General features: G+C 57.5%; 8 protein-coding genes and 1 pseudogene. 3 read left to right on the top strand and 6 right to left on the bottom strand.

Annotated features, from left to right (window positions below):
* Positions 1–189: 189 nt before the first annotated feature.
* The 6 genes and pseudogenes from HX851_RS12655 to HX851_RS12630 form a co-directional block, all read right to left on the bottom strand.
* Positions 190–5058 (bottom strand): NAD-glutamate dehydrogenase, encoded by a 4869-nt coding sequence (locus tag HX851_RS12655; RefSeq protein WP_177065566.1) that lies wholly within the window; start codon positions 5056–5058, stop codon positions 190–192.
* A 384-nt stretch (positions 5059–5442) separates the two neighbouring features.
* Positions 5443–8925, bottom strand: coding sequence for a glycosyltransferase (locus tag HX851_RS12650; RefSeq protein ID WP_256262771.1), 3483 nt, complete (start codon positions 8923–8925; stop codon positions 5443–5445).
* 1333 nt (positions 8926–10258) lie between these two features.
* Positions 10259–11005 (bottom strand): annotated as a pseudogene (locus HX851_RS38670) (ABC transporter ATP-binding protein); the annotation flags it as partial.
* Positions 10995–11849, bottom strand: a complete 855-nt coding sequence (locus HX851_RS12640) for an ABC transporter permease (protein WP_177065564.1) — start codon at positions 11847–11849, stop codon at positions 10995–10997. The pseudogene HX851_RS38670 and the gene HX851_RS12640, both read right to left, overlap by 11 nt.
* Positions 11850–11895: 46 nt before the next feature.
* Positions 11896–13191: an ABC transporter ATP-binding protein gene (locus HX851_RS12635; protein ID WP_256262867.1), complete on the bottom strand. Its 1296-nt coding sequence runs from the start codon at positions 13189–13191 to the stop codon at positions 11896–11898.
* 237 nt (positions 13192–13428) lie between these two features.
* Positions 13429–14349 carry a glycosyltransferase family 2 protein gene (locus HX851_RS12630; protein ID WP_305729174.1) on the bottom strand — a complete coding sequence of 307 codons (921 nt, stop codon included), beginning with the start codon at positions 14347–14349 and terminating at the stop codon, positions 13429–13431.
* Positions 14350–14656: 307 nt separating this feature from the next.
* Here HX851_RS12630 and HX851_RS12625 point away from each other — a divergent pair, with 307 nt between their 5' ends.
* From HX851_RS12625 to HX851_RS12615, 3 genes are all read left to right on the top strand, one after another.
* Positions 14657–15013 (top strand): hypothetical protein, encoded by a 357-nt coding sequence (locus HX851_RS12625; protein WP_017127867.1) that lies wholly within the window; start codon positions 14657–14659, stop codon positions 15011–15013.
* Positions 15014–15116: 103 nt separating this feature from the next.
* Complete coding sequence (locus HX851_RS12620) at positions 15117–15869, top strand: CDP-diacylglycerol diphosphatase (protein ID WP_177065561.1); 753 nt, start codon at positions 15117–15119, stop codon at positions 15867–15869.
* A gap of 210 nt (positions 15870–16079) precedes the next feature.
* Entirely contained in the window at positions 16080–17039 is a 960-nt protein-coding gene (locus tag HX851_RS12615; protein ID WP_017127865.1) for an AAA family ATPase, read from the top strand.
* The last annotated feature ends 3 nt before the right edge of the window (positions 17040–17042 follow it).

The raw sequence follows: 17042 nt of genomic DNA, 5'->3' as shown, positions 1-17042 counted from the left end.
CGCTTCATCTACTTTCCCATCTATATTATCAACCCGTAATATATCTATTAACACCCTTTAACGGTTCAACCGGCGAATGGATTTTCGGCTGACCTCCGGTTCTTTTTATAAACTTCAAATACTCTTTTACCGCCCTGAACAAAAAAAGCCCCGACTCTCACGAGCCGGGGCTTTCGGTTACCACTTGTTTCAGGCTATCAAGGCGCTGGTTGAACCGCTCAATGCCAGGTCCATCAACTCACGGTTGGCCACTGCGTACATGGCGTAGTCGGTGCCGCTGGCGGCACGGATTTCCACCAGCATTGCACGCCAGCGATCGGCCATGCTCGCGTTCTGCTCCAGCCACAGGGCTACGCGGGCTTCCATGTCTTCCGGCGCGTCGGCCAGTTTCAACACGGAGATGGTGATCGCCCGCTGCTGCCAGTCGACATCATCGCGGAACGCTTCGCGGGCCTGGGCCTGCCAGTTGTTGCCGACACGCAGGTCGCTGATCTGCTGGGAATACCAGGTCAGGTCCAGGGCACTGCCCACCGCGAAGTAGGCCTTGGCCACTTCGGCGGCGTCGTGACCGGTGACATCAGCCGCTTCGATGATCGGCAACAGGGTGTACAGGTGCGTGGTACCGGCCACCATGCGCGCCAGCAACTCCGGTACACCGGCCTGGACATAGGCCTGGTAGCGGGTCTGCCAGACTTCGCGGGTCGGACCTTCCAGCAGTTCGTCGAGCTTGAGGCCCAGGGCTGCCAGGTGCGGACCGAAGTGCGCGACGTCACGGGCGGCATCCTGCTCGTTGCGACGGCTGCGCAGGAACCAGCGCGTGGCGCGACGGCCCAGGCGCATCAGTTCGTCCATCAGTTCCAGTTGGGTCTCGGCCGAGACCTTGTAGTCCAGGGCCTCGATCTGACGGAACCAGTGCGGGAGGTGGAAGATGTCACGCACGATGACATAGGCACCGGCGACATTCGCCGGGCTCATGCCAGTGGACTCCTTCAGGCGCTGCACGAAGGTGATGCCCATGTGGTTGACCAGGTCGTTGGCGATCTGGGTACTGACGATTTCACGCTTCAGACGGTGACGACGCATGGCATCGGCGAACTTGCTCACCAGCGTCGGCGGGAACGCGGTTTCCATGTCGCGGGTCAGGTATTCGTCGTCCGGTACCTTGGAGTCGAGCAGGGCCGCCTTGAGGTCGATCTTGCTGTAGGAGATCAACACCGACAACTCGGCACGGGTCAGGCCCTGGCCGGCCGCCACTCGCTCCACAAGCTGCTCTTCCGCCGGCAGGAACTCGATGGCACGGTCAAGCTTGCCACGGCCTTCCAGGTCGCTCATCAGGCGCTTGTACTCGGCGATCCGGTCGTAGGCACGACGGGCCGCCAGGGACAGGGCCTGGGTCTGCTTGTAGTTGTTGCCGAGCACCAGGCCGCCGACTTCGTCAGTCATGCTGGCCAGCAGCTGGTTACGCTGCTTGTCGGTCATATCGCCGGCCTGCACCACTTCGTTGAGCAGGATCTTGATATTCACTTCGTGGTCGGAACAGTCCACGCCACCGGCGTTGTCGATGAAGTCGGTGTTGGAACCGCCGCCATTGAGACCGAACTCGACACGGCCGAGCTGGGTCATGCCCAGATTGCCACCCTCGCCCACCACCTTGCAGCGCAGTTCGTTACCGTTCACGCGCAATGCATCGTTGGCCTTGTCGCCGACATCGGCGTGGCTTTCGGTGCTGGCCTTGACGTAGGTGCCGATACCGCCGTTCCATAACAGGTCCACTGGCGCCTTGAGCAAGGCATTGAGCAGCTCGGTCGGGGTCAGCTTGTCGGCGCTGATGTCGAAACGCTCTTTCATCTGCGCGGAGATCGCGATGCTCTTCGCGCTGCGCGAGAAGATCCCGCCGCCTTCGGACATGATGCTGGTGTCGTAGTCGGACCAGGCCGAACGCGGCAGGTCGAACAGGCGCTGGCGCTCGGCGAAGCTGGAGGTCGGCTCCGGGTTCGGGTCGATGAAGATGTGCAGGTGGTTGAAGGCCGCGACCAGCTTAAGCTTGTCGGACATCAACAGGCCGTTGCCGAACACGTCGCCGGCCATGTCGCCGACACCGACCACGGTGACGCTGTCTTCCTGGACGTTGATGCCGCGCTCGCGGAAGTGGCGCTGTACGCCGACCCACGCGCCCTTGGCGGTGATGCCCATTTTCTTGTGGTCGTAGCCGGCCGAGCCGCCGGAAGCGAAGGCGTCGCCGAGCCAGAAACCGTAGTCGATGGCAATGCCGTTGGCGATGTCGGAGAAGGTCGCGGTGCCTTTGTCCGCCGCCACCACCAGGTACGGGTCATCGTCGTCATGACGCACGACGTTGGCCGGTGGCACCAGGGCGCCGTCCTTGAGGTTGTCGGTGATGTCCAGCAGGCCGGAGATGAAGATGCGGTAGCAGGCGATGCCCTCGGCCGCGATCTCGTCACGGCTGCCGCCCAGTGGCAGGCGACGCGGCAGGAAGCCGCCCTTCGCACCCACCGGCACGATGACCGAGTTCTTCACTTGCTGGGCTTTTACCAGGCCCAGGACTTCGGTGCGGTAGTCTTCCTCGCGGTCCGACCAGCGCAGGCCGCCACGGGCGACGTTGCCGAAGCGCAGGTGCACGCCTTCGACACGCGGCGAGTAGACGAAGATTTCGAACTTCGGTACCGGCTTCGGCAACTCCGCAATTGCATGCGGGTTGAACTTGAAGCTGAAGTACGACTTGTTCTGGCCGTTGGCGTCGGTCTGGTAGAAGTTGGTCCGCAAGGTCGCCTTGATCAGATCGAGGTAGCGACGCAGGATGCGGTCTTCGTTCAATACCTGGACATCGTCCAGGGCGGTCAGGATCGCCTGTTCCAGGCGCAGTTGCTTGTCGTCGAGGTCGTCGGCGCTCAGCTTGCGGGCCAGATAGAAGCGGGTCTTGAACAACCGGGTCAACTCGCGGGCGATATCGGTGTGGTTGTTCAGGGTGCTGGCGATATAACCCAGGTCGAAGCCCAGGCGGATCTGCTTCAGGTAGCGGGCGTAGGCACGCAGCAGCGCCACGTCGCGCCATGGCAGGCCGGCGGTGAGCACGAGGCGGTTGAACGCATCGTTCTCGGCATCGCCACGGACGATGTGGACGAAGGCGTCCTGCAGGGTGTCGTTCAGTTGCTGGATATCCAGGTCCAGGCCTTCGGCGGCGGTGAAGGCGAAGTCATGGATCCAGAACTCGCGACCGTTGCTGTGGCGCAGGCGGTATGGGAACTCGCCCAGCACGCGCAGACCGAGGTTTTCCAGGATCGGCAGGACGTCGGACAGTGCCAGCGGGGTATCGGCGTGGTAGAGCTTGCAATGCAGCTCACGCTGGCCGGACACCTGGCCCAGCGGCTGGTAGAAGCTCATGACCAGCGGGTTGGCTTCGGTCAGACTCAGCAGGTGCTGCATGTCGACCACGGCCGAATGCGCGGCGAAACGCTCGCGGTAGCCGGCCGGGAAGCCTTTCGGGAAGTCCGACAGCACGTTGGTGCCATGAGCTTCGCCGAAGCTCTCGACCACCAGGCTGGCGTAGTCGTCCTGCCAGCTGCGGCAAGCCTGGACCACTTCTTTTTCCAGCAGGACCGGGTCGATGTCCAGGCGGTTCTTCGGATCGACCCGCAGAATCAGCTGCACGCGGGCCAGCACGGACTCGGAGAAGAAGGTCCAGAACTCGCAGTCGGTGGCTTTCAGGCGATCCATCAGCACTTGCTGGATCTTCTGGCGCACTTCGGTGGAGTAGATGTCACGCGGCACATAGGCCAGGCAGTAGCAGAAACGACCGTACGGGTCCTTGCGCAGGAACACGCGGATCTTGTTGCGCTCCTGGATCTGCACGATCGACATCACGGTGCTGAACAGTTCGTCCACCGGAGTCTGGAACAGGTCGTCGCGCGGCAGTACTTCGAGCACCTGGGCCAGTTCCTTGCCCAGGTGGGCCTTGGACTGGAAGCCGGAGCGGTGTTCGATTTCCTCGACCTTGCGGCGAATATACGGAATCACGCGCACGCTTTCGCCATACACCGACGAGGTGTAGAGGCCCATGAAGCGGCATTCCTTGACCACCTTGCCGTCGGCGTCGATCACCCGTACCGAAACGAAATCCGGGTAGGCCGGACGGTGCACGCGGCTCGGGTGCGCGGCCTTGGCGAACGACAGCGGGGTCGGTTCGGCCAGGTAGTTCACGGCGTAGTCTTCGATGCGCAGGTCATCGGCGGTGAGGCCGGCGCGCAGCAGTTTGGTCAGGCCGAGGAAGGAGTTCTGGTCATACTCGATATGACCGCCGTTCTGGTCGTCCCGGACCACGAACTCTTCGTAGCCGAGGAAGGTGAAGTGGTTGCCCACCAGCCATTCCAGGAAGCTCTTGATCTCGCCTTTTTCATCGGCCTCGATGGCGAACTGGCTGTTGTCGATGCCTTCGATCAACTGCTGGACCTTGGCCTTCATCGGCTCGAAGTCAGCGACCGCGACCCGGACTTCCGCCAGAACCTGTTCCAGTTCTTTTGACAGCACGTTCAGTTCAGCGGCGTTGGCGCAACGGTCGATCTCCAGGTACATCAGCGATTCGTGGAGAATCCCCTCGCCCTGGGTGCCTTTGGGCAGGATTTCGAGCAATTCGCCCTTGCTGCCACGGCGTATGCTGAGCACGGTGGTTTGCAGGGTGTGGATACTGTAGCCACGGCGGTTGAGTTCTGTACGCACCGAATCCACCAGGAATGGCAGGTCGTGGTGCAGGACTTCGACGGCGGTGTGGGTCGACTGCCAGCCATGGCGTTCGTAGTCGGGGTTGTAGACCCGTACTTGTGGCTGGGCGTGATCGAAGCGCTCCAGCAGGCGCCAGGCCGACAGGGTACAGCCGGCGAGGTCGGAAAGCCGACGCTGGGTCAGCTCGTCCAGGGAAATGATGCCGAAGAACTGTTCAGCAAACAACGCCACTTGTGGCAGTGCCTGTTCGCTGATGTGCTGCGCCAGTGCCGCTTGCAGTTGATGCTGGAAGTCGGCTTTGCTGGCTGCGGTGAAGAACGCCATCTGTGGTACTCCGCTTGGGCTTGTTATAGAGAGAAGCGTCGCGCGTTTTCCCCGTAAAAAGGGGTCCTGCATCACTCTGCAGGGTATATCCGGGCAGTGCAGAGTGACAGGTTGATGAAGCTGGCCGCGACCCAGGGGTCACATTCACGTTCGAAGATTAGCTTCTTCGGGGGCCGCCGCCGCTTTTACAGGCCGGGCCCGGGGAGAGAACTATCCGTTGCGCAGCTTAACGAGTGGGCGAATGCCAGTGCTTGCGGCGCTGCGACATATTCGGACATGGGTAGGCAGCACAGGGGCGAACGGCGGGTTTTAGCCCGGCACGGAGCGGGTTGCCCGCCCCGCCGATGTCGGCACTGAAGGCGGACGGAAACGTGCCTGATCGACTCAGGTCTCGGTCAATTGCGACAAGGTTTTTCTTGCCGGCTCCCAGCTCCAGTTCTTGACCGTCTTGAAACCGGAATGCCTCAGTCTGTTACGCAGGGCACCGTCGTCCATCAGCCGCCTCACGGCGGCTCTCGCGGCCAGCACGTCACCCGTGCCCACCTTCAAAACATTTTCGCCATCCACCGCATACTCGATCCCGCCACTCACTTCCATGACGACAACGGCGCAGCCACAGGCCATGGCCTCCAGCGGTGGATAGGCGAAGCTCTCTATCCTGCTCATCTTCAGCAAAATGTCGCACGACGAATAGATCCTGCGCATGTCTTCCTGCCTGATCTTCTGGAAAAACCGATCGACACGCCAGTGCGGCTCCGGAACACCGTCGCTGCTGACGACCCATAACTCGCAATCGAGCTCGCTGACTGCGGCGTAGGCATCCGCCACTCCCTTGAAGGGCACGGAAACAGGCCCCTCGATCAGCACACGCGGGCGCCGCGGATTTTTTTCCGACAGAGGGATATCCGGATAGAACAGCGCACCATCAATGCCATTGGGAAGATAAACGACCGAACGCCCAAACTCGTCCCGCAGGAAATCAACGATCCAGTTCGCAATGCCGATATATTCGATATTCTTGCCATAGGTTTGGGCGACACGTTTTTTCAATGAGGGATCCTCATAAAAAAGTCGCTCATCAGACTGAACCAGGTACAACTTTCTTCCAGCAGGAATCTTTTCAAGCCATTCGACGGTGGTCCAGAACGTCGCAAAAAGCATATCGATGTTGTCGATGCCACACTCCGCCAACTCATTGAGCCGGTAAACACGGATTGCCGGATTTCCGTACCAATCAATATCGCCCTGTCCGCCAAGATCGATCACGAAAGCATCGTGGCCTTCGGCAAGCAGCAGGCTCACATGCTTCAGCGCTACTGCCGCGCCCCCGGAAATGCCCAGTCCGGCCAGGAGAAAGGCAATTTTCCTCGGTCGCGGCCCCTTCTTGCGATATTCCTCCATGAGCAGGGATTGCCAATGGCTATCGTCACTTTTGAAATTCAGTTCGTTGTTACCGGCATGCAAACGCAAATCGGTGAGGACATAAGGAATCGATTTGAATTTCGCGCCCTGATAGGCAAGCCGCAGCCATAGCTCGTGGTCTTCCCTGTATTCCATCCGATGTTTCAGCAACCCGCAGCGCAAAAGCGTCTCTCGCCTGACCATGACGGTGCTTTGGCAAGGCACGCAGATTTTTTCCAGCATCTGCAGATCACAATCGGGACTGTAGACTTCCTGGCCATTGGCCAAGCCATCGATTTCCCGCGTGCCGTCCAACAACGCACGCCAACCGCCATAAACCACATCCACTCCACTTTCCAACACCGGCAGGCAAACCTCCAGGCGGTCGGCGGCGGCGATATCGTCACTGTCGAGGAAAGCGATATATTTGCCTCTTGCTTCAAGAATTCCCTTGTTGCGACCTCGGACAGCGTTGCCCGAACTGGTGGGAAACTTGAAGACCCTGACGAGGGGATTGTCGCGAAACTCCTCGATCACCTCCAGGGTCTGAGGTGGAGAACCGTCAGCAACCAGAATGACTTCAAAGACCTGTTGTGTCTGGGCCAGTGCGGAGTTCACCGCGACACGCAACACATCGACCCGGTCATAGATGGGGATGACAAACGAAACCAAGGGAGCGGTGATACCCGCCTGGGGGATCTCAACCTTGTGAAATCTCGCCAGTTTCAGCGACGCGATCGCTCTTTGTCGCCGGCGAACCAGAAAGCCCGCCGCCCTGCGCAAGAATGCCACGGTACCTTGCTGGCGCAGTACAAAAGACGCGTTACCCAGCAGTACCTTCGTATATGCCGCTTGCAGCCTGTACCTCTCTACAAGACGCCTGAGCGGAGAGGTGATTCGCCAGCTGGTTGAGTCGAGTATCGACATCAACTCTCCACGCGACAACGCCAACAGCTTTTCAAGTTCGGCAATCCGACGAGTCAATGCCTGCGTCGCTTGCTGCCTGGAATATGAGGTGTCCTGCAACTCCTGATTGGCCAGGGCAAGCTCTTGATTCAGCCTGGTTATTCTAGACTCCCGCTCATCGGACAAGTCCTTGGAAACCGGACGCCGCGTCGCTTGCTCCCTGGAAATGCCTTTATCTTCCCCTCCTGGGGTCGCCGCCAACTTGGCTTCCCAGTCGGCACGGGTCATATTGAACGTCTCCATATTGGACACACAGCGTTCAAGATCATCCTTCAACCTGGCAACCTGCCCTCCACAACTCGAAAGTTCAGCGTTCAAGAGCTCGACCTGAACTTCATGTGCGACCAGGATCCTGTCCATATCCGAATTCATCACTGTCACGTCTTGCTCAGCTCTTGATTTATTGATGTTTGCCAATCGGGCATCACGCTCGGCGACGGTCTGCTGGTAGTTTTTTATGACCCGTCGTTGCGCCAGAAAGACTTCCGATTCCCGGGATAAAATCTCGATTTCAGTTTTGGAGAACTTCCTGAGCAAAGGAAAATGCTTACACCGGTGAAGAACCGCCAGCATGTTTCGTTTAAGCGAAAATCTATCGAGAGCCAGTTCCCTCAAGGCCTGAGATTGCGCCAAGGTCGATTCGTAGCCGGTTATCATCTCGCCAATGATCTGCGCCGCTGAAAGCTTTCTGGGCGTACATCGACCTGAAAAGTTTTTTGCCAAGGCTGTCTCGAAATGGCTGCCGACAATCCAGCCGGGACCACCGAAACGATCATAACAATAGACTGGCACGCCAGCGGCCAAACAATACTGGACCGTTTTTCCGATGCTGATGACGGCATCGTACTTACCGATCAACTCAGGGATCACCCTTTTCGGCGTGCCCTGAAGACCAATCAACTCGACATTGATCTTGCTGTTTTCAAGCAACAGCAGTAGTTCAAGGACTTCTTCAGGAGCATGATTTGAAACAACGCCGACAGAGCGAAGCCTGGGCTGGACCGAGTGCCGGGTAACTGCAAAATACTCCTCGGGCGCGGCGTTGGGAAAAATACTGAGTCGGTCAACGAGGTGAGGATACCGCTCGGAAAAATGCTCAAAGTTCTCCTGCGAATGAACAAGGTACTGTGAAAAAAGGATATTCGGCAGCGGCGGAGTTTCCAGCGGCTCGAAGTGGGACAAGGAAGAATAGAAAGCATGGCTGACTGAAATCCGATCACGTACCAACAAGTGATAGGCCACCACATAATGACTGATCCATACCAGATCGAAGTGCTCGTCGGCCAGGCTGACAACGGAAAGATCAACAAAATACAGGCCGTTCGCGCTCAGCTCGGCCTCAATAAAGCCGCCCACCTCCATGGCCGCGAGCACCACCTCAAAGCCGAGATCCGCCAAGGCCGAAGCCACTTCCAGGGTAGCCATTTCGGCGCCCGCAAAATCCACCAGCCTGGAACACGCGACCAGCGCCCTCTGCCCCTTGAACTCAGTGCATTTCATATCAGTTGATCTTTATTGAATTTTCAAATAACGCACCACTCCACGCCAGCAGCTCACGACCGAAGTCGGACCGCTCATGAAGGGCCTGCCCTTTGCGCTTCGACCATTTCTCTCCATACGGCACCCAGGGAAAATGAGTGCTGTAGTAGTCGCACGTGGCATCCCAGTGTTCATACGAAAGGCTTTTACCGTAGTGCTGGCAGAAAAAATTCACATCAATACGCCCCTTGACCACGGGCTCCCTGGCATCCAACCCGGCAAACCTCACCGTGTCACGGTTCTGCCAGAGCATGAGGATGTCGCGCCGCTCTACCCCGAACAGACGCCTGAAATTCAAGAGTGGTGCTCCTGACCTGTACGGAGCGTCATCTCCCCGGGTCATATAGGCGTCAAACAGCTGAACCCTGACGGCTTCGGGTTTAAGCTCCAATGGCGAAGTCACATACTCTCGAAGGCCGCCGATATAGCGTTCATCCGCATCGCAGCACATGCACCAGGAAAAATCGAAATGACGTCGCGCCATTTCCAGCAACAATCCCCGATGCCGGGTTTCAGACAACAGTCGATTGTCGATGCCGGGCTGCCATTGGTCGTTTTCCACCATCAGCACGACTTTCTCGCAGGACTTCAACAACTCACGGCTTGCATCGTCGCTGGCATCTTCGTACACGCAGATGTAATCCGCGAAAGCCGAGAGATGATCGAGTGTGTCCTGGAGAACCAATGCTTCATTGCGCACCCGGAGCAGGACCAGCAGTGGCACTCGATGATCCGCTTTCGCCGGCAGGCCGGGCCGTAGCCACAGACGCTCGCTACTGTTCAGTTGCCAGCTGGCGTGGTCACTCCACTCATGATCGGACCTCAACACACCATCGACTTTTGCCAACCCTCGCATGCTTCTTTCCATCTTGATATCAAACTTGAAGCATGACTCCAGTTTGTCGTATGAGAACATCCCATGCTCATCCGAGACAGAGAGCGCTGCGCGGTAAGCTCCAGGAACAAAATTATTATTCCGGATAACCAGGGAAACATTCGTATTGGCTTGAGATAAAAATATATCGTCTCTGAGGGTACTGAAAATCGTCACCACTTTCTCGTCGGCGTCATAGATGATCAAGCCAACGCCATACGCTGGCGGCACACTGAAAAATCGCAGTTTTATTTCAATACGTATTTCATCGCCCATGTTGTACGTCTGTTTATCAGCGACAACCGATTCGATAGCAATGGTCCTGGCTTTCGGCTTGAGAATTGATGCCTGCGTTTTTCCACTTGTTGTGGATTGTGCAGACGCTTTGCCCTGGCGAATCATCCGCTCCATTTCCGCCTGATAGCTATCGCACACCGATTGACGCTCACCTATCGCCCGGACGTTGCCCTTGTCCAGCCAGATGGCCCTGTCGCAGAAGTTGCGAACCGCCGATGTGGAGTGCGAAACAAACAGGATGGATGTGCCGGCTTCGCGGATTTTCTTCATCCGGGTGAAGGACTTCTCCTGGAAAGCCATGTCACCAACACTGAGCGCTTCGTCAACCACGAGAATATCGGGATCCACCTGGACCGCGACCGAAAACGCCAGCCTCGCCAGCATGCCACTGGAATAGGTTCTTACCGGCTGATCGAGAAAATCTCCGATATCGGCAAACGACTCGATATCTGAAAACCGGTTTTCTATTTCTTCTTTGCCCAAGCCGAGGATCGCGGCATTCAGGTAGACGTTTTCGCGCCCGGTAAACTCAGGATTGAAGCCGGAGCCGAGTTCAAGCAAAGCCGCAACCCGACCCCGCGTCTCTATCTCGCCACCGGTGGGGCTGAGTGTCCCGCAGATCATTTGCAGCAGCGTGGATTTCCCGCTGCCGTTACGACCTATCACACCGATGGTTTCACCACGCCTGATTTCAAAGGAAACATTCTGCAGCGCCCAGAACTCACTGAAATAGTTATGAGGGGCACCCTCCTGCCTGCGAAATTTGATACGGGGCAGGACAAACTGTCGCAAGCGATCCAGGGGTGCCCGGTAAACTTCATAGCGCTTGCTGACATTCAAGACCCGTATGGCAATCTGCTCAAAGGACATCGGCAAAACCTTTTCTCGTTTTCTGAAACCAGGCAAAACCGGCCCAGGCCAAAGCCGTCGCGACTGACGTGTACAAGGCCAGGCCAGGCCAATCAGGCATTCGTCCCCAGATAAGCACCGCCCTGGACTGCTCGATGATGAAGGTCAGAGGAGTGGCCATCATCAACGGCCTGAACCCCTCGGGAACCGCCGAGACCGGATAAAAAATCGGCGACACAAATGTCAGGATCGTTGTGATAATCGCGGCAAACTGTCCCGTGTCTCGTGCAAACACCCCCAAGGAAGCCAAAAACCACGAGAACCCCAGTATCAAGACAATCAGGGGGAAAATAACAACCGGCATGAATATGACTGTCCAATGAATAAAACCATTGAATAAAAAGAACGCAACCAGCAATACAAGGAGACTTATAGCCCCGTGAAACAATGCCGCCCCCATTGCGATAACGGAAAGTATCTCCAAGGGAAAAACCACTTTCTTCACATAATTCACATTGGAGACAATCAATCCCGGCGAGCGGGTGAACACTTCAGCAAAGAGCCCTTGGACAATCATTCCGACGAACAGTATGACGGCGAACTGAGTCTTACTTCCCTCCGTGCCAGTGCCGCCCCAGCGAACTTTGAATATCTCGGAGAAGACGTATGTATAGATCAGCAACATGACAACAGGATTGAAAAAAGACCACGCCAGGCCCATCGTGGAGCCTTTATAGCGCCCTATCACTTCTCTTTTGGTCATCTGCCAGATGAGCTGTTTATTGCGCAACATGCTGGCAAGCAGCTCGCGCAGACTTACCGAGCGCCTGGCATGGGGATTGATTGCGTCAACCAACACTTTCATAAGAACTCCTGACTGGGAAACCCCAAAGTCCAATGCACAAGGCCGCTCATGGATTTGTCACATCGAGACTTTTATTGATAAATGGAATGCCGTTGATCGTGCTCGATACAGGATCGTGGTTCGACCTGATCAGCAGTGCTTCGTGGCACCAGTGAAGTTGCTTGTGATCATGTTGCTCACCGTCAGCGATGGCGACCTGAATGACATAGTCGCCCTTGGCCAGCGATGGCATGGAGAACTCGAACCTGGCCCGTAACTTCGAACCCGCCGGAGCGGCACGATCGCGACCGACCTGATTGATATGGGTGTTGTCGCCGAACAGGGTCTGCCCCAGGTGATCCTTGACAAAAAAACCGATAAGGGGCCTTTCCAGGAAAATCGAGGTCTGCGCCACGACCTCAAGCGTGATGCGCTCGCCGGACAGCATCCATGTCAAGCCGACACCCGCGGCATCGTTGAGCCTGACGTCGACAATCCGCGCCTCTTCCCCACCGAATGCCTGCGCGCCTGGCGCCTGCGGGTCGAACCGGAAAACCTCCAGTTCGCTCGACTTGAGTGCACAGGCACGCTGATCACGCCACTCCGGACGATCGCGTCCATCACCCCGGACAACCGAAAGATGCTCCAGGTCGGTTTCCATCGAACCAGACACATCACCCAGGTAAGATTCACAGACCACTTTGGCCGGACCTGTCTGCCTTTCTTCGCCACCCTCGAGCCAGATCACCCGGTCACACAGATTGATGACGGCATCCATGTCGTGGCTGACAAAGATCAGTGCATGCTCTTCCTTGAACTTGTGCATGAAACGCATGCACTTCTGTCGAAAGCCGGCGTCGCCCATGAAAAGAGCTTCGTCGATCAGCAAAATGTCCGCATCCACGTGGGCAGCCACCGCAAAAGCCAGGCGAATGCACATGTCGCGGGTGTAGGTCATGAGCGGTTGCTCCATGAGCCCGCCAATATCCGCAAACGCAGCAATGGCGGAAAAACGCAGATTGATTTCTTCGAGACTCAACCCATACAAGGCTGCCGCCATATAGATATTTTCACGCCCGCTGCACTCCGCATTGAAACCGGCCCCCAACTCCAGCAATACCGCGACACGTCCCTGCACGCGCAGAGTTCCGGAGGTCGGGCTCAAGGTTCCATAAACCAGTTTCAACAAGGTCGACTTTCCAGAGCCTCTTCTGCCTATAACACCAATGGCTTCACCCTCACTTATCTCGAAAGAAATACTCTTCAGTGCCCAGAACTCTCTGTAGCGGCACCTTTTCCCCAACGGCAGCATTTGCAACAATCGATCGCGGGGCCGGCTGTAGACCGGATAACAATGACTCATACTCTCGGCACGAATCGCAACATCAGAGGGCATCGAACAGTCCCCCATGACGGCTTTGGAATACGCACCAACCGAAGCAGACTGCCATACTGGCAATCGGCAATACCGGTATCTCCCTCGCGCCGTCCGTGATCTCATACATCCAATCAATACTCCTGATATGAGAAGGCAAGAAATCGACTGCAACCTGAACAAGCCAGATAAATAGCCAAAAACTGAAACGCCTATAACGGGCAATCAGACTTTTCTGATCAAGGCCGCAACTATCAATCCGAGATTGCCACCGAGCGTCTGCCGATACACACCAGAGCGCCTGATACCCGAAATCCGATGAAGAAGCGGTTGTTCCCGGGCACTTTTGAAATTTGAAAGTATTTCGACACTTTCTTTATTCAAGCGATGACTCATCCGTTCCAGAGCACGGATATTCTGTTTGTTCCACTCATGAAAACGCCCATGAACCAGCATTCGCACACGATAGAGACGAGCCCACCAACCGGCATTGCTGCCGACCAGGTTGGCCTTGTGCTGACGATAGAGGGTCTTGGCCTGGGGGTCGTAGAAGACCACGCCGGCCTCGGCACCGGACACCAGTTGATAGGCCCACCAGTCGTGGGAAGGGATGGCGATATCGGAACCGGCCTCCCGCAAGAGTTCCCGCGCGGCATGATTAAATACCATTGTATTGCCACCACCAATACTCTGAACCAATGCATTGGCGAACTTCGGCGGCCGACAAAACCGGGGGGATTGGCCGGTCCCTATGCCCAACTCACTGATCAATTGGGTACGGCCACAATAAAGCGCCGGGACATGAGGAGGAACATCCTGCAGCCACATCAACGCCGTTTCGAGCTTGTCTTCGTTCCAGATATCGTCCTGATCCGACCAGGCGTAGAAATCCGCCTGAACTTCAGGACGAAAGGTCAATGACAGGAAATTGGCGACAAACCCCTGTTTCGGACCGGAAAAGACTTTCAGGCGCCCTACTGGCCAACTACTGGCACAACTCTCGATGATATCCAGCGTGGCATCGCTGGAACCGTCGTCGGATACCGCCAGGTTCCAGTTGGAATGACTTTGACGCTCAAATGAGTTGATCTGCTCGGCCAGGAAACGTTGGCCATTGTAGGTGCACATCAGGATCGAGACTTTCAATGCCTTATTCCTCCGCCAGAAGATTTTATGAAAAATCTTGAACCGGACAACGCTGGAACTCGGCTTGGCGACGATTATCAAGACTTCGACTGACATCGTCTACTGTCAGAAATGACAGGTATATACGAGAAATCCGAAGCCAATATGGAATCAATAAAGTTTTTACCGGGAAATTTCCCACAACCACCAGATCACGCCTCGAAGCAAAGCCCGGAGCGGATTCGAACCCAGCAATCATCTGGCCCTGAAAAATATCCCGAATGCAGGCAAAATACCGGCCTCTCCCGCCCAGACAGGACATCCTGCCATGCAGCTCAGTACCGCCCATCTCATCGCCAACCCTTGCGACGATGAAGAAGACGACATGGCCATGCTTTGCTGCCATAGCGACAAGGGGGAGATGTTCCTGATGACCCGCTATCCCGACGAGGATGAATTGGAGATCACCCTCGATGGCGAGCCTTCCACCCTCGACGGCGTCAAGGTCACCTTGAGTGCCACGCGCCTGCTGATCGAAATCGCCCCCGGCGATGCCGATGCCTTGAACGGCGACGATCACCTCGAGATCCTGCACGCGACCGCCGCTTCCGACCTCGCGGAAGTCGAGCAGACGCTGAAAAACATCCTCGACGGCACCGGCACCTACATCAGCGAACTGGGCTGAGCGTTCCCCACCGGCCTGAAACATCCCTGATCGGCACAGACATAAAAATGGAGTGTTACTGGTTTAGAGTGCTCCGGTTTTTATTTCTGATCAGGAACCCTGAATGAGCAAGTGGCTTAAAGTCTTGGCGCTGTTGGTGATCGCAGCGGTACTGGTGGTGGTGCCCTGGCTGATCTGGGGGCACGGCAACGGCAACGCCCTGTGGCGGATTGTCAGCCAGCAATGCGTGCCCGATCAGCGCAACACGCAAAATCCCGCGCCTTGCCTGGTGGTGGACCTTGAACAGCACTATGTCCTGTTCAAGGATCGCCTGGGGCCCCTGCATGACCTGACCATTCCCACGGACCGGATCACCGGTATCGAAAGCCCGCTGCTGCTCGAAGACAACGCCTACGCGTTTTTCGCCAATGCCTGGCAACAACGTGGGCGCCTGTCCGCCGAAGCGGGCAAGCCGATCAAGGACGAGTTCCTGTCGCTGGCCGTCAACTCCCGGTATGGCCGCTCCCAGGGCCAGTTGCATATCCACCTGGCCTGCCTGCGTCCCGAGGTCCGCACGCTGCTGGACCAGCATGGCGCACAGGTCACCGGCGACTGGCAGCCACTGGGTGCCAGGCTGAATGGACATGAATACCTGGCGAAACGCCTCGACGGCCAGGACCTGGCTCGGGAAAACCCGTTCAAGGTATTGGGCGACTATGTCCGCCAGCAGGATGACAGCATGTCCCGCTACGGCCTGGCCCTGGTGGTCGCGCCCGGCGGTGACTTGCTGTTGCTGGCGAACCGCCTGAGCCTCGGCGATTTCAACCTGGGCTCCGCCGGCGAGATTCAGGACTATGGCTGCGCCCTGGCCCGATAAACCGGAGAGCGGCAGGGTCCCGCCCCTGCCGAAAGTGACAGGGAGGGGCCTTTTACAGGATATGTTTCTCAACAACGTAGGACTTTTCTTCAAAATCCATAAAAATCCCCATAGCCGTTAGTCGCCACCACCCCCGATGGATTAAAGTAACGCCCCCAGCCACGACATTATTCGAATGCCGTCGGCCACCCTCTCCAGGAACACTCATCGATGGAACATCGTGAAGCGCTGCTGGCGCTGCGAACCTTTCTCTCAGCGCAGATTCTCGGCCAGGAAAAGCTGATCGAGCGCCTGCTGATCGCATTGCTGGCCGACGGTCACATGCTGGTCGAAGGCGCCCCCGGCCTGGCCAAGACCAAGGCCATCAAGGAGCTGGCCGAAGGTATCGAAGCGCAGTTCCATCGCATCCAGTTCACCCCCGACCTGCTGCCCGCCGATATCACCGGCACCGAGATCTATCGCCCGGAAACCGGCAGCTTCGTGTTCCAGCAAGGCCCTATCTTCCACAACCTGGTCCTGGCGGACGAAATCAACCGCGCCCCGGCCAAGGTCCAGTCGGCCCTGCTCGAGGCCATGGCCGAGCGCCAGGTCAGCGTCGGCCGCAGTACCTACGAACTGTCCCCGCTGTTCCTGGTGATGGCGACCCAGAACCCGATCGAGCAGGAAGGCACCTACCCGCTGCCCGAAGCCCAGCTCGACCGCTTCCTGATGCACGTCAAGATCGGCTTCCCGGATGCCGCCGTCGAACGGCGGATCCTGCAACAGGCCCGTGGCGAAGCGCTGAACGGCGAAACCAAGCCCGAGCGGCGGGTCAGCCAGCAGGCGATCTTCGCCGCACGCAAGGAAATCCTCGGCTTGTACATGGCCGATGCCGTGGAGGAGTACCTGGTGCAACTGGTGATGGCGACCCGCACCCCAGCCAAGTTCGACCCGGAAATGGCTGAATGGATCGCCTACGGTGCCAGCCCGCGCGGCTCGATTGCCCTCGATCGCTGTGCCCGCGCCCACGCCTGGCTGGCCGGACGCGACTTCGTCAGCCCGGAAGATATCCAGGCGGTGCTGTTCGATGTGCTGCGCCACCGCATCATCCTGTCGTTTGAAGCCGAAGCGGCGGGAATCGACCAGGACCGGGTCGTCCAGCGGATTCTCGACGTCGTCGCCGTCGCCTGACCC

The organism is Pseudomonas gingeri (assembly GCF_013385635.1).
Lineage (GTDB): Bacteria > Pseudomonadota > Gammaproteobacteria > Pseudomonadales > Pseudomonadaceae > Aquipseudomonas > Aquipseudomonas gingeri_A.
Note: the sequence above shows the minus strand (reverse complement) of the source record. Positions and strands in the feature narration are given on the sequence as shown.